The organism is Chryseobacterium sp. Tr-659, from assembly GCF_011752975.1.
Classification (GTDB): Bacteria; Bacteroidota; Bacteroidia; order Flavobacteriales; family Weeksellaceae; genus Chryseobacterium.
The window spans coordinates 936,110-957,175 of the sequence record NZ_VWWP01000001.1; the positions used below are offsets into that span (position 1 = coordinate 936,110).

Below are 21,066 nucleotides of genomic sequence, written 5' to 3' on the forward strand. Positions count from 1 at the left end.
TCATTCCGTAGGAATATAAGTAACATATTTAAGTCGCTTCCACTAAATTTCTGCTGCAAACTAAAATATAAAGGCTTCATCATGAAAGCTGAAGCATAGATTCCTACGGAATGACAAGATTAGCGTGTATGTGATGGGTATTGATTAATTACCTATAATACTATAGAATTCTTAGCTATCCGTATAGTTTGTCATTCCGTAGAAATCCAGATAGCGCATTTAAGTTTAGGCTAAAGCCTGTTCTTTTTCTCGCTGATTTTGTTGATTACGAAGATTATTATTCCCAAAGTTTATCCATCCATTATTGTCATTCCGTAGGAATATAAGTAACATATTTAAGTCGCTTCCACTAAATTTCTGCTGCAAACTAAAATATAAAGGCTTCATCATGAAAGCAGGAGCGTAGATCCCTACGGAATGACAAGATTAGCGTGTATGTGATGGGTATTGATTAATTACCTATAATACCGTTCAATCCTTAGTTATCCTCATAGTCTGTCATTCCGTAGGAATCCAGATAGCACATTTAACTTTAGGTTAAAGCCCGTTTCTATTGAATACTTTTTCTCGCTGATTTTACTGATTACACAGATTATTATTTCCAAAGTTTATCCGCCTATTATTGTCATTCCGGAGGAATCTAAATAATGTATTCAAGTTTAGGGAAGACCCGCTTCCACTAAATTTCTGCAGCACACCAAAATATAAACGCTTCATCATAAAAGCAGGAGCGTAGATTCCTACGGAATGACAAGGTTAACGTGTATGTGATGTGTATTGATTAATTACCTATAATACCGTTCAATCCTTAGCTATCCTCATAGTCTGTCATTCCGTAGGAATCCAGATAGCGCATTTAAGTTTAGGCTAAAGCCCGTTCTTTTCCTCGCTGATTTTGCTGATTACGCAGATTATTATTTCCAAAGTTTATCCATCCATTATTGTCATTCCGTAGGAATATAAGTAACATATTTAAGTCACTTCCACTAAATTTCTGCTGCAAACTAAAATATAAAGGCTTCATCATGAAAGCTGAAGCATAGATTCCTACGGAATGACAAGATTAGCGTGTATGTGATGGGTATTGATTAATTACCTATAATAGTATAGAATTCTTAGCTATCCATATAGTTTGTCATTCCGTAGAAATCCTAACTGTTTTTTATTACCAATTTGTGCTATTTATACAAAAATTCATGTTATTTGTGTTTACTACCGTATTTCGTCATACAAATGAAAAAAATAACCTTTTATTAAGTAAAATAGCCGGTTGATTTCATGTTGCAACTTCAATTTTTTCGTAACTTTCGGTGTTTAAAAAAAAGAAAGAATGACTTCAAAGGAAAAAGTTGCTGCACTTCGTGAAGAAATGCAGAAAAATAATGTTGATGCATTTATAGTATATTCTGCAGACCCGCATATGAGTGAGTACCTTCCTGAAGAATGGCAGGAGAGAGCCTGGTTATCAGGTTTCTTAGGTTCTGCTGGTTTTGTGGTGGTTACCAAAGATAAAGCAGGGCTTTGGACAGACGGAAGATACTTTACACAGGCCGCTATTGAACTGGAAGGTTCAGGAATCGACCTTTTCAAGGACGGAATGGAAGGAACTCCCAATTATATCGACTGGATCATTTCTGAAATTCCTGCAGGTGGAAAAGTAGCAGTCAATACCTTAGCAGCTTCAAATGCTAATTGGGAACTGCTTTCTCAGAAATTGAATTCAAAAAATATTAATCTGGCAGATGCTCCGCTATTAAAAGAGGTTTGGAAAGAAAGAGGAACACCGTCTGCCAATCCAATCTTTGTACATCCTGTAGAAAGAGCAGGTAAATCCGTATCAGATAAACTGTCTGCAATCCGTCAGAAAATGGAAGAGCAGGAAGCTACCGTACATATCATTTCAAGTTTGGATGATGTAGCATGGACCTTGAATCTGAGAGGAAGTGATGTAGAAAGCAACCCTGTGTTCTTAGGATATGTCGTAATTACTAAAAACGATGCAGTGCTGTTTACAGGACTGGAAAAAATGGAAGTAGGAGCCAGAAAACAAATGGACGACTCTTTCGTGAAAATGATGCCTTACGAAGAATTTTACAATTATCTGAAAACCTTCAAAAATGAAAAAGTACTGGTTTCTCCCAACAGCAACCAACAGATTTTTGAAACCTTAAAAACAGATAATCAGTTCATCAAATCTCCGGTTCCGGGTAATCTGATGAAAGCACAGAAAAATGACACTGAACTGGAAGGTTTCAGAAAAGTAATGGTGAGAGATGGTGTAGCTATGGTAAAATTCCTTTACTGGTTAACCCATAATGCAGGAAAAGAAGCCATGAATGAGTATTCTATCGGTCAGAAGCTTAGAGGCTTCCGTGCGGAAGGTGAAAATTTCGTGGGAGAAAGCTTTGGATCTATCGTAGGATATAAAGATAACGGTGCCATTATGCACTATTCTGCTAAGAAAGAAGGAAGTAAAGAAGTAACTAATGAAGATACGATCCTTGTAGACTCAGGAGGCCAATATCTTGAAGGAACTACCGATATTACCAGAACTTTTGCATTAGGAACACCTTCCGAAGAATTCAAAAGAAATTCAACATTAGTCTTACAGGGGTTGATCCGTTTATCAATGGTGAAATTCCCGAAAGGAACAAAAGGAGTACATCTTGATGCTATTGCAAGACTTCCGTTATGGATGGAAGGTAAAGACTTCAACCACGGAACAGGGCATGGTGTGGGAAGTTTCATGAACGTTCATGAAGGACCGCAGAATATCAGAAAAGATCTTAACCCTCAGGAGCTTCTTCCCGGAATGGTTTGTTCAAACGAACCTGGATATTATCTTGAAGGACATTATGGAATCCGTCACGAAAACCTGATTGCAGTAAAAGAAGCTGAAAAAACAATTCACGGAACTTTCTATGAATTTGAAACATTGACATTCTGCCCGTTCTTTAAAGATACGGTGGTAAAAGAAATCCTTTCAGAAAAAGAAATAGAATGGCTGAACGGTTATCATAAGACCTGTGAAGAAAAACTTGCACCTCATCTGGAAGGGGACGTAAAAGAATGGTTCTTACAATTGGTGAGCCCGCTTTAATAGAGACGAAATCACGTTGGAAAACAGATGTAAATCAAAGTTTTAAAGGGTGATATTTAAACATCAAACAAAAAGTTGTTAGATAAACTAAAGTCCTGTATGGTATTTCCTGCAGGGCTTTTTCTTTTGTACAACCGTATTTTTACGGATAAAATTTTAGGGATTCCACTGATGTACGTGAAGCATGGGCAGCCTATCTTTGCCTCAACAAACATCATTCATATCTTCATATATAACTTTAGTAAATTCAAAACGGTAGGAATCATCTCGTCCTGAGATGATTTTTTTTATTATTTACATTTTCCCTTTTAAATAAAGCTCAAATACAAAATTTGGGTAATCCGGTATGTGATTTTTTATTTATTTTCGTAGCTCATTAGATCCTCTCTAATTTTAAAATGATGGTACACGAATATTTCAGAAGCTTTAACTTGTTTTCAGAGCATGAAATAGAAGAGTTTTCAAAACTTTTTGAACTAAGAAAACTGAAGAAAAATGATTATTTCGTACAGGAAGGTGAGCGATGTAAAGAAGTAGGATTTATAAAATCCGGAATCTTTCGTTCTTTTTATATTTCTGATGAAGGAAAAGATATGACCTATTGTTTCAGATTCCCCAATACTATGATTGCTGCTTATTCATCATTTATTTCAGGATGTCCCAGTAAAGAAAGTATGCAGGCTATTCATGATGCAGAGTTATTGATCCTGAAAAAAGAAACAGTGGATACGCTGATTAAAAATGACTTTAATTGGACCCGGTTTTTAAAAGCAATTGCCGAACAGGAATATCTTGAGCTTGAAAGAAGATTTTTTCAGCTTCAAAGAGATACAGCAACTCAAAGATATATGGAGCTTCTTGAAAATTATCCCGATTATATCCAAAAAATCCCATTACAGTATTTAGCCTCATATCTCGGCATTACTCAAAGACATTTAAGCCGGATAAGAAAAGAGGTTTCTTTTTAGACATTTGTCCTGTTCATTGGAACCAGAGCTCTATACTTTTGTTAAAAAAAAGAAATGGAGCATAATATTCTCATTATTGGAGGAAATGGATTAGTTGGTAAAACAATAACAAGGATTTTACAGAAAAGAAACCCTCACATTAATATCTTTATCGGAGGAAGAAAAGGAGGAAAAACAGATAAAGAACTTAAGATAGACGTTACCAACCCCGCTTCCCTTCAGGTAATAGTTCATAAAAAGATAAACATGATCATTCTTTCCGTGAATGATAAGGCTGATCATGTTCTTCATTTTGCAATCAGAAACAAGATAGATTATCTAGATATTACAAAACCTACTCCTGATCTGATGAAAGCTTATTCTATTGCCCGAAAAGCTGAGATGAACAGCAGAATTGTGTTCAGTTCCGGATGGATGGGAGGTATTGTACCGGGATTGGTGAATACACTCTCGAAGGATACTGATGATATTCAGGAAACAAACCTTTTTGTTTATTATTCCGTAAAAGATCTTGCCGGGGAAAGCTCCGCTCATTTTATGGCAGAAAATGTTGCTGTTCCTTTCTATCGTTATAAAAATGATAAACCTGTCTCAATCAGACACTTTTTAGATGCTGAGACTTTTGATTTTTCATTTGGAATAGGAAAAAGAAGTGCCTATAACTTTGATGTTCCGGATCTGTATATTTTAAATCATATCGAAAGAATCCCGGATGTAACGGTAAAAATGACTTATAATTCTAAATTTATAACCTGGCTGCTGGGTACGTTTCAATACCTCAGAATTTTCAGTATCCTATCCCTGAAAGAAAGAAAAATGATCTTCGGATCTAGCGGAAACGGAGATTTGGCTGCCTTTGAAATTGTGGTAAAAGATAAAACAGGCGAGAAAAAGCTAAGTTTACAAAGTACAAAAGGACAGGCAGAGCTGACGGCTTTATCGGCCGTTCTCCATACAGAAGAACTTTTGAGAAATCCTCATGAAAACAATGTGTATTTCAGCCATCAGCTGCATGAACCTCTATCATTAATGGAACAACTTAATTCCTATGAAACCATTAATATCAATATAACACAATGAAAAAAATAGCAATTATCAACGGACATCCCAATAAAGCTTCTTTCAACTTCGGGCTGGCTGAAGCTTATAAAAAGGGAGCAGTACAAGCAGGAGCAGAAATCAAAGAAATCATCATCAGGGACTTGAATTTTAATTCTAATCTGCAGTCTGGCTACCAGAAAAGGATGGATCTGGAGCCGGATTTAATGAAAGCCTGGGAAATTATACAATGGGCAGATCATCTGATTTGGATACATCCTGTGTGGTGGGGTGGTTTGCCTGCATTGATGAAAGGCTTTATAGACCGGCTTTTTCTCCCTGGACTGGCTTATCAATACAAAGAAAACTCTTTATGGTGGGATAAGCTTTTAAAAGGAAAGACAGCACATATCATCACTACTTTAGATCAGCCGGGATGGTATTATCATCTCGTTTACGGAAGACCAAGCGTGAATCAGTTAAAAAGATCAACGCTGGAATTCTGTGGAATCAAACCGGTGAAGGTGACCTATGTGGGAATTATCAGGACTTCTGACGAAAAGCAGCGGAATAAATGGCTGGAAAAGGTAAGAAGGCTGGGAAATAAACTGAAGTAAGCAGCCTCTAACCCCTTTTAGAGTCCTTTTTTTCCTTCCATCCAGTATGCCTGAGATTTTATACATCTCGGAGAAACTCCTCTGGCTTTAAGAAACTTGCGAATCAGAGACATGCGGTCGCCATTTCCAGTAAGATAAAAGACAACATCATCTCGATAAATGGCTTCTTTTTCTTCATTCAGAAAATCATTAAAAGCCTCAATAATCTTCATGGTATTGTTCTTGGAACTGTGATAGCCATACAGATTCAGCTTTTCAAGCGCAGAGGTTTCTTCCAGTTCGTGAAGGCATATGAAGGTGCGGTTTAGATCTTCTGCGGCTTCTTTAATAGACAAGGAGCTTCCCAATGAAGTTTCATCTCCCATTGAAAAATGAATTTTTGCAGCAGGATCAAAAAATCGTTTTCCTCTTGGCATTAAAATTTTTATAGAGTCATCAACAGATAACCGGGTTACAAAGTGATTTCCGGCAGCTGAAATATCATGAAGATGAAACAGTACATCAAAAGTACCCGCCTCCTTATTGAAGTTGAAAGGAGAATAATTACGAAAATCCCTGTCATTGATTCTTATTCCGATTGCGTAAGCCGGTTCATAGGGAACATCCCACAAATCTGAAGAGAAGCGTATCCTGGTTAGATCACTTGTTATAGGTTCTATCTGAGTAATGATGCAGTCTTTGAATTTTGAGGACCAAACATTTTCTACGGTGTCATTGATCCATTTGGGTAAGCTTGGCATAAATAATTTTTATTGCAAAGGAAGCTTCAAAATTAAAACATAGCCATAGCTGTATCGTGGGAATAGTTGGACAATTCGTGGTTACCCTTTGTTTTTATTCTGATTCCGGAATTCAGATGGAGATTGATCTTCCAGCTTTGAAAATAAGCGGCTGAAATAAGCATGATCAGTATATCCGAGTTCATAAGCCACTTCTTTTACACTAAGATTTGTGAAAGCCAGTAATCTTTTTGACTCAGTTAAAATTTCCTGATGAATCCAATATTGAGCAGGCTTTCCAGTTGCTTCACGAATAATTTCTGTTAAATATCCTCTCGTAATATGTAAACGTTCTGCATATTCTGATGGACTTTTCATGGTTTTAAACTCTTTTCTTACCAGAATCCGGAATGCTCTTGACAGTTGCAGCGCACGGCTTTCACCGGATATTTCCGGTTTGTTTTCCTGTGTATAAATAAAAGCAAACATTCCCACAAAAGCATTAAGAAGAGATTGAATCACCAGGAATCCTTCTCTGGTAGAAAGCATTTCATCATTATAAGAAGCATGGAGTGCGTTGGCCGTTGTGCTTAATTTTTTTATTTGGTTTTTATCAATACTTATCGGTTGGATTTCTGCCAGAGATTCTTCAAAAACTGAACGTACAGTATCAGGAACAAGTTCCGCTTTTATCGCTACAAACCATCCTGAAACGTCTTTCATTAAAAGTCCCTGATGAACCTGCCCCGGCAATAAACAGAAGATTGTGGAACCCTGAGCTTCAAACGTTTTAAAGTCTACCATCATTTTTACATGCCCGTCTTCCAAACAGGTAAAAATATAATGACTGTCCCGGTGTATTCCTTTATCCAAAAGGAGGTCTTCAGCATGCTGGATGCTCTTATCCATCCTTTTTATGTGAAAACGATGGTCGGAAATGCCGGTAAGATCATAGGTAGGAATAGTCTGCTTCATTTTTTCAGTTCAATTTTTAAAGAAATCTTAATTTAAATTTTGATTATCAGTGTTGTAATAAGAGTAAATACCGAATGATAAAATTACGTATTTCCACGGATTTAGATTCAGAATATTAATCTGAAATTTGCCACAAGATCACAGCAAGTTCAATCAGCCCAAGTTTTTATATGAATATACATTAGAATTCGGAACAGTAATAAAATCTGTTTCGAATTTTTTTATGTATGAAAAATTCACTATATTTAGAATAATAACAAACTATTTTAGATTAAAAACCTTTAAACGAATAAGTATGTTTAAAATTTCACATTCAATCAAAAAAATAGGGCGGGTTTTTATGATGGCGGCAATGACTTCGCTGCTGGCAGCAGGATGTACAGCAAAAAAGGAAGCAGACGAGATTTTTTTCAATGGAGATATCCTGACTATGGCAGGAGATAAAGAGTCTTACGTAGAAGCCCTTGCAGTTGCTGACGGAAAAATCATCTTTGCAGGAACTAAAGCGGATGCAATGGCTCTTAAAGGTAAAAAGACCACCATTACAGATTTGCATGGGCGTACGCTGATGCCGGGGTTTATAGATGCTCATGGCCATGTTTCCCAATATGCAGCATTTTCACAGATGATCAACCTGCAGCCCAATCCTTATGGAGAGGTAATGTCTGTTCCGGAACTTCAAAAAGTCCTTCGTGATTATATTTCTAAACACAACATTCCTGCTGGGATGCCTGTTGTGGGGAACGGATATGATGATGCAATTATGATAGAACACCGCCATCCCACAGCAAAAGAACTGGATGATGTGTCTACGGTAAATCCCATTTATATTGTACATACTTCCGGACACATGGGAGTTGCCAATAATCGTCTGATGAGTGATATGGGAATCACTTACAATACCCCGAATCCACGGGGAGGAGTAATTGGCAGGGATAGTATTAATAAAACACTTACCGGAAAAATGCAGGAGAACGCCAATATAAACAGTTTGTTGTATGTTGTAGGAAAGATGCCTAAGCCTTCCGGAGATGAGGTTTATAAGCCTTTATTGGATGCAGAAAAAGCATGGTTTGCCAACGGACAGACAACCATTTGTGAAGGTCGTGCTGTTCCTCAGAATATAGACCTCATCATGAATGCCGATAAAAACAAGCTGTTGAAAGGAGACTATATCATCCTGCCGGATTACGATGCCAATGCAGATAAACTTAAACATTGGAAGAAGTATTACAATAAATACCATGGGCATGTGAAAATAGGAGGAATTAAAATGACTTTTGACGGATCTCCACAAGGAAAATCAGCGTGGCTTACAGAACCATATCTGATACCGCCGGATGGAGAAAAACCAGGATTCAAAGGACATCCTATTTACACCAGAGCAGATGCCTATAAAGGATTGAAAGCCATTTTTAAGGAGGGAATGCAGGCACATATCCACTGTAACGGAGATGCTGCAATTGATGAAGGCCTGGATCTGATGGACAGCCTTAAAAAAGAAGGATTATTAACGAAAGACATGCGTTGTGTACTTATTCACAGCCAGGTATGCCGTGCGGATCAGGTTCCGCGTTATAAAGAAATCGGAATTATGCCAAGCTGGTTTCCAACACATTGCTATCTTTGGGGAGACTGGCATTTGAACAATGTACTTGGGAAAGAAAGAGCTTTCAGAATCAGTCCGTTAAAAGAAGGGCTGGATCAGGGAATTCGCTTTACCATTCATCATGACGCTCCGGTAACCCCTCCTGATCTGATTACAGCTGTGTATTCTGCCGTAAACAGGAGAACTCGTTCCGGTATTATTCTGGGACCAGATCAACGAATCAGCCCGTACGAAGCACTTAAAGCAATTACAATTAATGCAGCATGGCAGTGGGGAGAAGAAAAAGAAAAAGGAAGTCTTGAAAAAGATAAAAGAGCAGATCTGGTTATTCTGGATAAAAATCCGGTTAAAGTAGATCCGCTGAGCATCAAAGATATCCGTGTGATGGAAACTTATAAAGACGGCATAAAAGTATATCAGAAATAGATTCAAAATTCAGAAATTCCATATTCCAAAAACAGCATCCTGTATAGTTACAGCATGCTGTTTTAGTATATTCTTATGCCGTTATTTTGCTTTATTTCGCCTTTGAAAATGCCATTTTTACCGCCAGATAAGTCAGTACACTCGCCATAAACCATTTTTGAACCTTTATCCAGGCAGGATTTTTGGAAAAGAATAAGGCCACCCTTGCAGCAGTTAGCACAATTAAAAAATTAACACTGAAGCTGATCAGTACCTGAACAACTCCCAGTTCAAGGCTTTGGGTAAATACGGAACCGTATTCAGGCTTAATAAACTGAGGAAAAAAAGACAGATAAAAAACAGCCACTTTTGGATTTAATACATTGGTAAGAAATCCAACGGTAAACAACTTTTTTGGACCATCATAGGCGCCGTTATGATCCACTTCAAAAATATTCTTGCTTCGTGGCTTGATAGCCTGATAGGCAAGGTACAAAAGATATAAGGTTCCTATTGTTTTAAGCACAGTATAAGCAAGCGGAACGGCCAATAAAACGGCCGTTAATCCGAAAGATACCATAATGATATGAAATAAGAAGCCACATACAACTCCGGCCAGCGAAATAAATCCGGATTTCCTTCCCTGGGTGATTGATTTGGAGATCAAATAGATCATATTAGGCCCGGGGCTGATCACTAAAACAAGTGCAGCTAGTATAAAGAACAAAAGCTCTTGGAATGGAATCATAGTTATAAGATATTAAATTAATACGAATACAAATTTCCCGTTAATGAAAATAACTGGCAATAGAGAATAGGACATTGGCTATAAATTATTTTCTTTTAAAAGTTTTCCGTTTGGGATGATGCGTGGATTTATTTTTAAAACACTGATCGTGCTGGCTATCATAGCTTTGTGAAATGAGCTAAAATGAATAAGCTCATTAATTATACTATAAATCTTTGTATATTCGATAACAGATATTTAAAACAAAATACATTTTGATAATACATATTCTGAAGGCGTATTGATCATGAATAACATTAAAAAGAAAATAATGTGGCAGTACTATATAATTCTTGGAGCGGGAGTAATTCTGCTTATTATGGGTATTTTTAGTTTAAGAGATACTCTTTTATTTTTGAAGAAATCAGAGAAGACAACAGCAACAGTAACCTCTTTAAGAATGATTGAATCTGATGGAGAGGCGTATTTGCCACTCTTTACTTACCGGGCAAAGGATAATGTTGAATATACCTATGGATTATCTGAAGGAAGCAATCCTCCAGCCTGGTCGATCGGAGACACAGAAACAATTATCTATGATCCGGCAGAGCCCTCTAATGCAAGATTGTATACTTATTTCAGGGTCTTTGCCTGGGCCATAGTATTCATTTCTATTGCGCTGCCGCTCCTGGTGATAGGCGGAGGGTATTTTATAGCCCAACAGTTTTTAAAATAAAACTTCGTTTAAATATTTATTTTACTTTTTCAAGAAGATATAATTTCGCTCCGGAAAATGCCAGTTTAGGCATCAGATTGCCTTCAAGAACCATTGTTTTACTATTCACATCAATCACTGATATATAATTATTGGAATTGTATTCTATATAATTTTCCTTCTCTTTGGTAATGGGGTTTTTCCCAAATTCTAAAGAATACTTTACCCAGTCTTCCTTATCAGAACTGCAGTGTACGGGCTTAAACTTAGATTTTTTAGCCTTGAAAATAATCTGATCAAAACTATCCGTGCAATCCGAAGTAAAAGAAGCTTCCGGATTCTGATCCTTTGAAAAATCTTCAAAAGAACCACGGTAAGCACCTACAACTTTCCAGGTGCCATCCAGGCGGTCTTCATCTATTTTTCCTTTGGCTTTGCTTACGGCCCAGCTGATTCCGTTTACGGTTCCTTTTACTGCCTTATAGCTTAAGTTTACTGCTCCCGATACTACTTTAGTAGCAGTTCTTACTACGCAGGAATTGAGAACAAGAATCGCCGAAGCCAGCAACATCATTTTTTTCATTTTGTCAAGCTTTTTAGACTGCGAAGATAATGCTTTTGAAAAAATTACCTGGCTGCCGGAATAGGAAAGTCTTTGTTAATCCTCTTTATCCTTAATGCCATGCAGGATTTCACCCCCTTGCAGAGAAATTTTTATAGCCTGATTACTATAAATTCTCATTTTATTTTCATAATCAGAAACAGCAATTGAAATACACATATTATTCACCAGATTTTCTGTTAAAAGTGCTGCATCCATAAATGCTGTGTTCGCTCCTACACCGCCTGCAGGACTCATGGTATGAACGGCATCTCCCAAAGCCGTAATATTTCCGGATTCCCATTTTTCTTTAGGCAGCGATGAGCGGATAGGATTGATAGATAATGAAGCTTTGTCAGCATAATCAAACAATGCCTTAAGCTGAGGATGCCATTCATGAGTAAGTTTACGCACGCACTCAAAGATTTCCTCTATTGAATAACTGTAAACATCAGATTCTGCCAGCCCGAAAGCTTGTGGATCACCAATAAATGCCCAATAGAAATAATTAGAAATAGGACTCAGCAGATTCCAGGAGTTGCCCTTTTTTGAAAAATCGAAAACCATAGAGTCCGTAATCAGAGAAAACCGGTCTCCAATAATAACAGACGTCCCTTTCTGTAACTCGCAGGAAATAGATCTCAACGCTTCAGGAGTATAAAAAGTTCTTCCATAAATGGTAATATTCCCGGTATTGATTTTGGTGTCTTTGCAGTATTCTTTCCCTATTTTAGAGTGAACACCATCGGCAGCCACCACAAGATCTGTGAGATGAGTTGTTCCGTCAGCAAATGAAAGTTCCCATTCACCACTTTCCAATTCTTGCCAGCTAATAAGTTCTTTTCCAAAGCAGATATGCTCTTCCAATCCCTGCAGTAAAATCTCACGTAAGGTTAACCGGTTAGGCTTCAGATCGGGCATTTCTTTTACACCGTCACTCCAGGATTCTACCAATTCGTTTTTTGAGATGTCAAGCTGTGGTGTCAAGACATTCATGCCGCTGTAACTTGCAGCACAGGTTTCAAGGAAAAGATGGTACAAATGATGGGGAAGACATTGTTGCAGTGCTTTTCTGCCTGGTTCATTTATTCTGATCCTATATCCTTGCGAACGGGTATTGATTGCCAGATCTTTTTCAAAGACTGTAAAATGTATCCCGTTTTTCTTTAATCCCTGAGCAAGGCAAAGACCTCCTAATCCTGCTCCTATAATAGTGATTCGTTTGTTTTTGTGCTGTTGTACCATAATTATTGATCATCAATCCTGTTATTTGTTTTTTATGATTGATGGGTACAAAGTTAGAGCGCAGAAGCGGGATTTAGAAGAGTTGTTTAATGGTGATGATGGGATAAATCATGGTTTGTTGGCTCTGAATTGGAGTGCTGTCATTCCTGTCCCTTTTTTAAAAAAGCGTGAAAAATAAACAGGATCATCGTAGCCCAGTTCAAAAGCGATCTGTTTCACATCCATGGAGGTATAAACCAAAAGCCGTCTGGCTTCCCATAAGACTTTCTGCTGAATCCAGAAGCTGGCAGGAAATCCTGTAACCTCTTTTACCGCTTCATTTAAATATAGCGGAGTAATGCTGAGAAGTTTCGCGTATTGCTGTACTTGTCTGGTTCTTTGGAAATGTTCTGAAATAAGTTGTTTAAACCGGCTGGTGATGGAATATTTTTGGCTGGTATGCTGAAGATGAGTTACCGGGGTTTCTGAAATTCTGGAAACTATTATTCCCACCGCGGATTCTGCTAAAGAGTGCTCAATAGAAAGATCTTTCAATGTTATATCATTTGCTGTTTTTTCAAGCAGAGGAGGAAGATCAAAGATGAAATCATTTTCAGAAACCGGAACAGACTGATGAAGCCACTGATGCAAATCAAGGATTTCCCGGTAAGACTCCCGAACAAATCCTGCTTCTACAAATAAAAACCATCCTTCATTGTCTTGCTGATAAATATACTGATGAATTTGTCCGGGACCTGCAAAGCATAAAGAAGGACCTTTCAGCTCAATGATTTTAAAGTCTATTTCCATAACAAATTTCCCTTTTTGCTGTAGAATAAACATATAATGATCATCTCTGTGAGCTTCTGTCTGTTTCTCATGAAAAACGGATAATGGCATTAGCCGGACAGCTGAATTTTCCAGTTGATTGTGGTGAGATGGGATTACCTTGTTCATTTCATAAGTTCTAGACTTTACGAAGATACATGATAAATGGTGATTTTAGCATCATCTATAAATTCATATCAGAACAGGCTTTTAGCCTTTTTATCAATAATACAGCCAAGTACAGATAGCGCTGATCATCTTTTAGTTCCCGTTAAAATATTGTTTAAGGTCAGAGATATTTTTTATATGCAGATCATCAGCCTGTTCTCTTCGCATCATTAGTGCATAGGCATTATTGAATCCTAAAGGTTTCAGCCATTGAATTCCATAGTGTTTTTGAAACTCTGAATTGACATATTGATAGGTTTGATCCGGACTTTGACTCACATTCTTAATGGTTTGCGGTGTAGGTTGTAATAAGACGAGAAGTCCGGTGCCTGTATATTCAGGATAAAAATCAATCGCATCATTCATTAAAGCGTCGAAACAGATTTTCGTTCCTCCCAGACCGGTTTTTGTTTCCACTTTATAATCGGTATAACCCTCAATGAGTATCTTATAAATCTCTGCAAGAATATACTGCTCACCAAAAATCTTTGAGCCGATTCGTAAGGTTCCTGAATTTCCTTTTCTGGGATTTTTAAACAGGTTATTTTTGATTAAAAAATCCTTTGCGATCTTTTCCGGGACCTGGTTGAGGTAATCAGATCTGTAATTCAGATCCGTCATAATAGAATCATTGAACTTTCCTGCTAATAGATTTAACGTTTTTTCCAGTTCCGGAAACTTTTCAAGTGTTTTGGTCTTAATGATGGGTGCCGCAAAATAGGGTGGGAATATTTTTTTATCATCCTTCAGCACATACAGATCAAAAGCTTTGATCCTTCCATCGGTGGAATATCCGCTAATGAGATCCAGCTCTTTTTCATAAGCTGCTTTATACATAATAGCATCATTTACCACCAGTGGGTTCACATTAAGCCTGTATACAGAGCGCAAACCGATATCACCATCCTGTCTTCCCATAAACTCAGGGGTAAAGCCTGCTTTGATGGTCTTATGTGAAAGAGAAGTTACTGCATAATATATTCCTGCCAGAATAATAAAGGCCGGAAATAGATAGATCAATTTTCGAAGCAGCCGGTATCCTGATTTTTGTATGACGGCTATTAGCTGATCCAGTACAATAGCAAGCAGCGCTGCCGGAATAGCTCCTGCCAGAATCATATTCGTATTATTGAGTGAAATACCCCCAAAAATAAATTCTCCTAAACCCCCTGCTGCAACAAATGAGGCCAAAGTAGCCACTCCTATATTAATAACTGCAGCTGTTCTTATACCGGCAATGATAACTGGCATGGCTAAAGGCAGCTTTACTTTAAAAAGAAGCTGGTTTCTGTTCATTCCCATTGCTGTGGCAGCCTCAATAACTGCCGGATCTACCCCTGTAATTCCGGTATACGTATTTCTGATAATGGGTAAAAGAGCATAGATCAGCAATGCTGCAATAGCAGGTTGGGGACCGATTCCAAAAGCAGGGATCATAAATCCCAGCAAAGCAATACTGGGGATAGTCTGTAAAATTCCTGCTGTACCCAATACCGGACCGGAAAGTTTCTTTTTCCCCGCTATGAGTATTCCTAAAGGAACTCCCACAATAATCGCCAGAAACAAAGAAAAAAGAGTAAGCCCAAGATGCTGAATGATCTGGGTAATTAACTTCTCATGCTGTTCTGTTATAAACTGCCAAAGACTTTGCGCCATCATATCATCTGTAGTTTTCTATACTCATTAAAGGCTCTGATCAGTTTTTCATCTGTTTCACTATTGTTCCGATTCAGGCTTAATCTCTGTAAAATATTCCATACACTGGAGTTTTTTGTATCAGCGAATTCATAATAATAACTTTCCGGAGTAAGAAATGGATGGATGTCCTGGAAGGTAGTGACTTTGTATTCCAGTAGAAGCCTGCTCTCGGCAAAAAAATCACGAACAAAATCATTCTTAGGGTGATAAAGCATTTCTTTGGGAGTGCCGGTCTGTATAATTTTTCCCTGATCCATCAGGCATATACGATGTCCCAATTCAAAAGCTTCCTGTACATCATGGGTAACCAGTATAATGGTTTTGTTTTGAAGTTCTTCTAAAGATTTAAATTCTGAATGAATATCTGCTTTAGTAATGTTATCAAGAGCACCAAAAGGTTCGTCCATCAGTAAAACAGGAGTGTCGGCAATCAAAGCTCTTGCAATGCCTACCCGTTGCTGTTGTCCGCCGCTTAATTCATGAGGATATCGTGAAAGGATATCTTCGGTAAGGTGAAGTTTATCCATAAGTTCATAAGTCCTTTTTTCTGTCTTTTTTCTGTTCCATTTTAGCAATTCGGGAACCACTGCAATATTTTGCTGAATGGTGTAATGAGGAAACAAACCGGAATGCTGCATTACAAAACCTATACCCATTCTCAGCTCTTCCACTTTCCGGTTACGGATGTTTTCTCCGTTGATGAAAATACTTCCGGAATCTGCTTCTACAAGACGGTTAATCATCTTAAGTGTTGTTGTTTTACCGCAGCCGCTAGTTCCTAAAAGCACAAAGATTTCCTGATCATTGGCCTGGAATGAAATATGATCTACTGCTTTTTTTCCGTTAAAGCTTTTGGAGACTGCTTTTACTGTAATCATAGGCAAAAATTATCGGGCAAGCCGGATTCCTGTAAACTGCCATTTTAAACCGGCCTGAAAGAAGTTACGGTAAGTATTTCTGCTGTGTCCCGGAGGAGTAGCTTCTGAAGCACCTCGTAAAACCATTTGATTAACCATAAATTTTCCATTGTACTCACCTACAGCACCTGCTTCTTTTTTAAAATGAGGGTAGGGGAGATAAGCGGAATTCGTCCATTCCCAGCGGGTTCCCCAATCAAAATAGAGGGAAGCTATTTCCCATTCTGCTTCTGTGGGGAGACGCATTCCTTTCCAGGAGGCAAAAGCAGATGCTTCATAGAAACTGATATGACATACGGGAGCATAAGGTTCTATTTCTTGCAACCCGTTTAAAGTATAATTCCACCATTTACCATCAATAGAATGCCAGTATAGCGGAGATTGTACATTATGTTGTTTTACCCAATCCCATCCTTCCGCATGCCAGTGTCTGAAATCTGTATATCCTCCGGAATCCATAAATTCTAAATATTCACGATTCGTTACAAGCTGGCTGGCAATTTCAAAGTCTGCAAGATATACTTTATGTCTTCCCAATTCATTATCAAAACAAAACCCTTCACCCTTAAAACCAATTTCATAAATTCCTTCAGAAAAACGGAGCATCTGAGCATCTCCGGATTCCTTTTGTTTGTTCTTTTCTTTTGAATAGGCTGGAAAAAGCGGATTATGCCCTAAAATATATTTGATATCGGTAATTAATAATTCCTGATGCTGCTGCTCATGATTAAGACCCAGTTCCAGAAGTGGTTCAACAGCTTCATTCATGAATTCGCTTTGAAGGAAATTTCTCATCTGTTCATCTACGTATTTTCTATAGAGGTAAATGTCCGAAACAGAAGGACGGCTGAGGTTTCCGCGGTCGGTACGGATCACGCGTGCGCCGATGGTTTCGTAGTAACTGTTAAAAACAAAATTGTACTGAGGATCAAAAACTTTATACCCGGGAAAATTAGGAATCAGAATAAATGTTTCAAAAAACCATGTGGTATGACCCAGATGCCATTTCGGCGGACTTACATCCACAATAGGCTGTACTACATAGTCCTCAATTTCCAGAGGAGCACAGATTTTTTCGGAATGACTTCGGATATCGATATATTTTTTCAGAATATTTTTTGTGAGCATTGATGGGGTCATGTCTTTTAGCTTTATGGAGTTATTGGATAATGAAAAGGATCATGATTTAATTTTCGATTATAAGATTTTTATTTCACCTTCCAGATGGAATCTACAAACCATTTTTTAGTATCTTTAATTTCTCCAGTGACTGTAAATCCGGATTTTTTACAGAGTTCTGCAATTTTTTCCATAGAGAATTTCTGCGAAACCTCCATATCGATACACTCATTTTCATCAAAGGAAATAGTTTCGCTACCAATGATTACGGATTGTTTTATTCTGCTTACCAGGAAACTTTTGCAAGCTCCGCTTATAGGATCGTAGTTCTGATAGTGCTGAAACTGGGAGATAGCAAAATTGGCGCCCAGCTCATTGTTAATGCGGGTCAGAAGATTGAGGTTAAAGGCCGCTGTAATCCCTTCTTTATCATTGTAGGCACTTAAAATGGTGTGTGGATTTTTTGTGAGATCAAAACCGATCAGTACACAATCTTCCGAAGACAGATTACTATTTAAAAGGAGACAGAAGTTTTCTGCTTCTTCCAAAGTCATATTTCCTATATTACTTCCTAAAAAGAGGACTACTTTTTTTCGGTTGGATAACAAAGCTGCTTTTTGGAGCATTTTAAAATAATCACCTTCCAGACAGGCAATTTTCATTTCCGGAAACTGACGGCTTAGCTTTTCATGGAGAATAGAAAGAATATTACCCGAAATATCAATGGGCATGTAGGTGAAATCAATCCCTTTTTCCGTTAAATGTTTAAGCAAATAAGTAGATTTCATAGCATCTCCGGCTCCTAATTCAATCAAATCAAAAGCTTCATTTTCTGCCATAAGCAGAGCTGCAAGCTCATCCGTTTTATTCTTAAAAATATCCAATTCACAGCGGGTCAGATAGTATTCAGGCATGGCCATGATTTTCTGGAAAAGATGATCTCCGGTTTTATCATAAAAGTATTTTGAAGGTAGCTTTTTAGGAGTACTTTGAAGTCCATTGATGATATCTGAACGGAAATGATCAACAGTATTTTTTTCAGTGTCTAACTGTAAATTCATACGTTTTATTTTGTGCGGTTTTTTAGATAGTAGGCAATGATTGTGTCTTTTACAACATGAAATTCCTATGCTTTTATCTAATTAAATATAAGCAATTTTACTTTCAACAGAATGATTTTTACAATTTTTTTACTAAATGTGGTATTTTTTAGTACATCAGAAATCCTCTTGGCTGATACAAAAAACGAGCATAGAAAAGAGTTATAGGTGGGTAGGTTATAGTTACATTAATTTTTATATCTATTGAACACCTTGAGCATCGTTCATTAGTTTATGTCCCGGATGTCAATAAAAAAACCACCGCTCTGCAGCAGTGGTTTTTTATTTTATTAGGAATTATTCTTTAAAATTTCCTTCAGATTTCAATTTATTTACCAAGGGGTTAGCATACATGGCTAAGAAATATTCTTTAGAAACTGGATCGGCGGGATCAATACGCATTTCAAGCCTGCGGACAAATAGCTGCTTTTCCTGTTCTGTGTATTGAGAGGAATAGGTGTCGGTATTATGAAGCAGGTCATAAGCTATAAACTTGGTAGGCCATAGCTTGTAATTACTGATAATAGAGTGATCAATAACCTGTGCGACAGCCTGCAGCTGTTTATTTTTGTTTTCAATAGTTGCTGCTATTTCATCCAGTTCTGTATCAATAACGTGTCCGGCATGCAGATGAATTCTTTTTTTCTGTCCCAATATTCCGCTGAGCATGGTGGTAAAGTCTTCATTTTTACCCTTAATATATTCCTCGTCTCTGTGTTGAGCCAGAAGCTGAGGCATTTTTAAAGAATCCGTAGGGTCATATTCATAAGAAATGGAGATAGGAACAATTTTCAAAGATTTAAAATAATCCGTCAGTGATTGGTCTCCGGCTGCCATCGCAAGCATTTTCAAAACACCTTGCTGGGTAGAATCATTACCGTCTTTTGTACGGCCTTCACGCTGAGCAATCCATACAGATCGGTTTTCCTGATGCAGCTGCTCTTCAATATATTCAGACATTATCTGTGAACTTTTAAGCTGATCACGAAGCGATAATCCTCTTTGTACTAAAAAATTACGGTTTAATTTGGCCAGTACGTTGAGGAAATTTCTGCGGACAAGATTATCACCAATGGCTGAAGCCGTCATAATATGGCCGCTTTCGAGCAGAACCAGATTAAGGAGTGAAGTATCCAGCACGATATCCCTGTGATTCGAAATGAAAAGATAGGATGTATTTTTATCCAATTGGTCAAAGCCGGAAGTGGTTAATCCCTCAGAACTTTTCGCAAGGATCTGACGAATGGTATATGCCACAAAATGATGCTGAAAATCACTAATGGAATGAACATTTTTAAACTTTTCCAGCCAAACTTGTTCATCCGTATCAGGAAAAGTGAAATTCATCAGTGCTTTCATCATGGGATCACGGGCAATACTTTCTAATTTTCCATTTACTTCGTGATCATAGAAATACCGGATTTCATCAAACTTCGACATGCGATTATTTAAAAAATTAAAACTTTTTGCAAAAGAACGAAAATTTATTTGGGGATAGGGTATAATAGATGTTAAAGTATTATGAAAGACGTAGGAGTTCGAGGTTGATGGAATTGTTATGCCTTAATCTGGTGCAGAATTTCAATAGAAATAGGTTTTTAACTAAGACCTATTTTACAACGCTATGTTCGCAAAGGCGTTATACTAAGCAAAGATATTAGAGAATCGAATAAATAATAAGGTATTAATAATCTGTGTAATCAGTAAAATCAGCGAGAAAAAGAACTGGCTTTAGCCTAAAGTTAAATGTGCTATCTGGATTCCTACGGAATGACAGACTATGAGGATAGCTAAGGATTGAACGGTATTATAGGCAATTAATCAATACACATCATATACACGTTAACCTTGTCATTCCGTAGGAATCTACGCTCCTGCTTTTATGATGAAGCGTTTATATTTTGGTGTACTGCAGAAATTTAGTGGAAGCGGGTCTTCCTTAAACTTGAATACATTATTTAGATTTCTCCGGAATGACAATAATAGGCGGATAAACTTTGGAAATAATAATCTGTGTAATCAGTAAAATCAGCGAGAAAAAGAACTGGCTTTAACCTAAAGTTAAATGTGCTATCTGGATTTCTACGGAATGACAGACTATGAGGATAGCTAAGGATTGAACGGTATTATAGGCAATTAATCAATACCCATCACATACACGTTAACCTTGTCATTCCGTAGGAATCTACGCTCCTGCTTTTATGATGAAGCGTTTATATTTTGGTGTACTGCAGAAATTTAGTGGAAGCGGGTCTTCCTTAAACTTGAATACATTATTTAGATTTCTCCGGAATGACAATAATAGGCGGATAAACTTTGGAAATAATAATCTGTGTAATCAGTAAAATCAGCGAGAAAAAGAACTGGCTTTAACCTAAAGTTAAATGTGCTATCTGGATTTCTACGGAATGACAGACTATGAGGATAGCTAAGGATTGAACGGTATTATAGGCAATTAATCAATACCCATCACATACACGTTAACCTTGTCATTCCGTAGGAATCTACGCTCCTGCTTTTATGATGAAGCGTTTATAT

General features: G+C 37.5%; 18 protein-coding genes. 7 read left to right on the forward strand and 11 right to left on the reverse strand.

Annotated elements, in window-relative coordinates; translation table 11 throughout:
- Nucleotides 1–1,330 precede the first annotated feature (1,330 nt).
- The 5 genes from F3J23_RS04135 to F3J23_RS04155 all read left to right on the forward strand — a co-directional run bounded on the left by F3J23_RS04135 (nucleotide 1,331) and on the right by F3J23_RS04155 (nucleotide 5,723).
- A complete protein-coding gene (locus F3J23_RS04135; protein WP_167024462.1) occupies nucleotides 1,331–3,100 on the forward strand; it encodes an aminopeptidase P family protein in 1,770 nt (589 codons plus the stop codon).
- 99 nt (nucleotides 3,101–3,199) lie between these two features.
- The gene (locus tag F3J23_RS04140) at nucleotides 3,200–3,376 is read left to right on the forward strand and encodes a hypothetical protein (protein ID WP_167024465.1); all 177 of its coding nucleotides are present in this window, start codon (nucleotides 3,200–3,202) and stop codon (nucleotides 3,374–3,376) included.
- Nucleotides 3,377–3,501: 125 nt separating this feature from the next.
- Nucleotides 3,502–4,068 carry a Crp/Fnr family transcriptional regulator gene (locus tag F3J23_RS04145; protein WP_167024469.1) on the forward strand — a complete coding sequence of 189 codons (567 nt, stop codon included), beginning with the start codon at nucleotides 3,502–3,504 and terminating at the stop codon, nucleotides 4,066–4,068.
- A gap of 54 nt (nucleotides 4,069–4,122) precedes the next feature.
- Nucleotides 4,123–5,148 carry a saccharopine dehydrogenase gene (locus tag F3J23_RS04150; RefSeq protein ID WP_167024472.1) on the forward strand — a complete coding sequence of 342 codons (1,026 nt, stop codon included), beginning with the start codon at nucleotides 4,123–4,125 and terminating at the stop codon, nucleotides 5,146–5,148.
- Nucleotides 5,145–5,723, forward strand: coding sequence for an NAD(P)H-dependent oxidoreductase (locus F3J23_RS04155; RefSeq protein ID WP_167024475.1), 579 nt, complete (start codon nucleotides 5,145–5,147; stop codon nucleotides 5,721–5,723). Before F3J23_RS04150 ends, F3J23_RS04155 begins: the two co-directional genes overlap by 4 nt.
- Before the next feature lie 17 nt (nucleotides 5,724–5,740).
- Here the strand turns inward: F3J23_RS04155 and F3J23_RS04160 are convergent, their stop codons facing one another.
- Both F3J23_RS04160 and F3J23_RS04165 read right to left on the reverse strand, forming a co-directional pair.
- On the reverse strand, nucleotides 5,741–6,463 hold the full coding sequence (locus F3J23_RS04160) for an iron transporter (RefSeq protein WP_167024478.1): 723 nt from the start codon (nucleotides 6,461–6,463) through the stop codon (nucleotides 5,741–5,743).
- Nucleotides 6,464–6,544: 81 nt separating this feature from the next.
- Nucleotides 6,545–7,417 (reverse strand): helix-turn-helix domain-containing protein, encoded by an 873-nt coding sequence (locus F3J23_RS04165; protein ID WP_167024481.1) that lies wholly within the window; start codon nucleotides 7,415–7,417, stop codon nucleotides 6,545–6,547.
- Nucleotides 7,418–7,712: 295 nt separating this feature from the next.
- On the opposite strand from F3J23_RS04165, the gene F3J23_RS04170 reads away from it, so the two are divergent.
- Nucleotides 7,713–9,452 carry an amidohydrolase gene (locus F3J23_RS04170; RefSeq protein ID WP_228455258.1) on the forward strand — a complete coding sequence of 580 codons (1,740 nt, stop codon included), beginning with the start codon at nucleotides 7,713–7,715 and terminating at the stop codon, nucleotides 9,450–9,452.
- A 91-nt stretch (nucleotides 9,453–9,543) separates the two neighbouring features.
- Here F3J23_RS04170 and F3J23_RS04175 read toward each other — a convergent pair whose 3' ends face one another.
- Nucleotides 9,544–10,179, reverse strand: a complete 636-nt coding sequence (locus F3J23_RS04175; RefSeq protein ID WP_167024484.1) for a LysE family translocator — start codon at nucleotides 10,177–10,179, stop codon at nucleotides 9,544–9,546.
- Nucleotides 10,180–10,465: 286 nt separating this feature from the next.
- On the opposite strand from F3J23_RS04175, the gene F3J23_RS04180 reads away from it, so the two are divergent.
- Complete coding sequence (locus F3J23_RS04180; protein ID WP_167024487.1) at nucleotides 10,466–10,894, forward strand: DUF3592 domain-containing protein; 429 nt, start codon at nucleotides 10,466–10,468, stop codon at nucleotides 10,892–10,894.
- A 16-nt stretch (nucleotides 10,895–10,910) separates the two neighbouring features.
- On the opposite strand, the gene F3J23_RS04185 is transcribed toward F3J23_RS04180, so the two are convergent.
- The 8 genes from F3J23_RS04185 to F3J23_RS04220 all read right to left on the reverse strand — a co-directional run bounded on the left by F3J23_RS04185 (nucleotide 10,911) and on the right by F3J23_RS04220 (nucleotide 19,968).
- Nucleotides 10,911–11,456, reverse strand: a complete 546-nt coding sequence (locus tag F3J23_RS04185) for a hypothetical protein (RefSeq protein ID WP_167024490.1) — start codon at nucleotides 11,454–11,456, stop codon at nucleotides 10,911–10,913.
- 75 nt (nucleotides 11,457–11,531) lie between these two features.
- Complete coding sequence (locus F3J23_RS04190) at nucleotides 11,532–12,719, reverse strand: FAD-dependent oxidoreductase (RefSeq protein ID WP_167024493.1); 1,188 nt, start codon at nucleotides 12,717–12,719, stop codon at nucleotides 11,532–11,534.
- A gap of 108 nt (nucleotides 12,720–12,827) precedes the next feature.
- Complete coding sequence (locus tag F3J23_RS04195; protein WP_167024496.1) at nucleotides 12,828–13,655, reverse strand: helix-turn-helix domain-containing protein; 828 nt, start codon at nucleotides 13,653–13,655, stop codon at nucleotides 12,828–12,830.
- A gap of 132 nt (nucleotides 13,656–13,787) precedes the next feature.
- Nucleotides 13,788–15,353, reverse strand: a complete 1,566-nt coding sequence (locus F3J23_RS04200) for an ABC transporter permease/substrate-binding protein (RefSeq protein WP_228455259.1) — start codon at nucleotides 15,351–15,353, stop codon at nucleotides 13,788–13,790.
- On the reverse strand, nucleotides 15,350–16,270 hold the full coding sequence (locus tag F3J23_RS04205; RefSeq protein WP_167024499.1) for an ABC transporter ATP-binding protein: 921 nt from the start codon (nucleotides 16,268–16,270) through the stop codon (nucleotides 15,350–15,352). Before F3J23_RS04205 ends, F3J23_RS04200 begins: the two co-directional genes overlap by 4 nt.
- A gap of 9 nt (nucleotides 16,271–16,279) precedes the next feature.
- Nucleotides 16,280–17,449: an ergothioneine biosynthesis protein EgtB gene (gene egtB, locus F3J23_RS04210; RefSeq protein ID WP_167024502.1), complete on the reverse strand. Its 1,170-nt coding sequence runs from the start codon at nucleotides 17,447–17,449 to the stop codon at nucleotides 16,280–16,282.
- Between the two features lie 68 nt (nucleotides 17,450–17,517).
- Nucleotides 17,518–18,489, reverse strand: coding sequence for an L-histidine N(alpha)-methyltransferase (gene egtD / locus F3J23_RS04215; protein WP_167024505.1), 972 nt, complete (start codon nucleotides 18,487–18,489; stop codon nucleotides 17,518–17,520).
- 336 nt (nucleotides 18,490–18,825) lie between these two features.
- Nucleotides 18,826–19,968, reverse strand: coding sequence for a 1-acyl-sn-glycerol-3-phosphate acyltransferase (locus F3J23_RS04220; RefSeq protein WP_167024508.1), 1,143 nt, complete (start codon nucleotides 19,966–19,968; stop codon nucleotides 18,826–18,828).
- Between the last annotated feature and the right edge of the window lie 1,098 nt (nucleotides 19,969–21,066).

Coding starts and splice junctions, on each gene's coding strand:
- F3J23_RS04135 (WP_167024462.1), top strand. CDS start 1,331: ATGACTTCAAAGGAAAAAGTTGCTGCACTTCGTGAAGAAATGCAGAAA.
- F3J23_RS04140 (WP_167024465.1), top strand. CDS start 3,200: ATGGTATTTCCTGCAGGGCTTTTTCTTTTGTACAACCGTATTTTTACG.
- F3J23_RS04145 (WP_167024469.1), top strand. CDS start 3,502: ATGGTACACGAATATTTCAGAAGCTTTAACTTGTTTTCAGAGCATGAA.
- F3J23_RS04150 (WP_167024472.1), top strand. CDS start 4,123: ATGGAGCATAATATTCTCATTATTGGAGGAAATGGATTAGTTGGTAAA.
- F3J23_RS04155 (WP_167024475.1), top strand. CDS start 5,145: ATGAAAAAAATAGCAATTATCAACGGACATCCCAATAAAGCTTCTTTC.
- F3J23_RS04160 (WP_167024478.1), bottom strand. CDS start 6,463: ATGCCAAGCTTACCCAAATGGATCAATGACACCGTAGAAAATGTTTGG.
- F3J23_RS04165 (WP_167024481.1), bottom strand. CDS start 7,417: ATGAAGCAGACTATTCCTACCTATGATCTTACCGGCATTTCCGACCAT.
- F3J23_RS04170 (WP_228455258.1), top strand. CDS start 7,713: ATGTTTAAAATTTCACATTCAATCAAAAAAATAGGGCGGGTTTTTATG.
- F3J23_RS04175 (WP_167024484.1), bottom strand. CDS start 10,179: ATGATTCCATTCCAAGAGCTTTTGTTCTTTATACTAGCTGCACTTGTT.
- F3J23_RS04180 (WP_167024487.1), top strand. CDS start 10,466: ATGAATAACATTAAAAAGAAAATAATGTGGCAGTACTATATAATTCTT.
- F3J23_RS04185 (WP_167024490.1), bottom strand. CDS start 11,456: ATGAAAAAAATGATGTTGCTGGCTTCGGCGATTCTTGTTCTCAATTCC.
- F3J23_RS04190 (WP_167024493.1), bottom strand. CDS start 12,719: ATGGTACAACAGCACAAAAACAAACGAATCACTATTATAGGAGCAGGA.
- F3J23_RS04195 (WP_167024496.1), bottom strand. CDS start 13,655: ATGAACAAGGTAATCCCATCTCACCACAATCAACTGGAAAATTCAGCT.
- F3J23_RS04200 (WP_228455259.1), bottom strand. CDS start 15,353: ATGATGGCGCAAAGTCTTTGGCAGTTTATAACAGAACAGCATGAGAAG.
- F3J23_RS04205 (WP_167024499.1), bottom strand. CDS start 16,270: ATGATTACAGTAAAAGCAGTCTCCAAAAGCTTTAACGGAAAAAAAGCA.
- egtB (WP_167024502.1), bottom strand. CDS start 17,449: ATGACCCCATCAATGCTCACAAAAAATATTCTGAAAAAATATATCGAT.
- egtD (WP_167024505.1), bottom strand. CDS start 18,489: ATGAATTTACAGTTAGACACTGAAAAAAATACTGTTGATCATTTCCGT.
- F3J23_RS04220 (WP_167024508.1), bottom strand. CDS start 19,968: ATGTCGAAGTTTGATGAAATCCGGTATTTCTATGATCACGAAGTAAAT.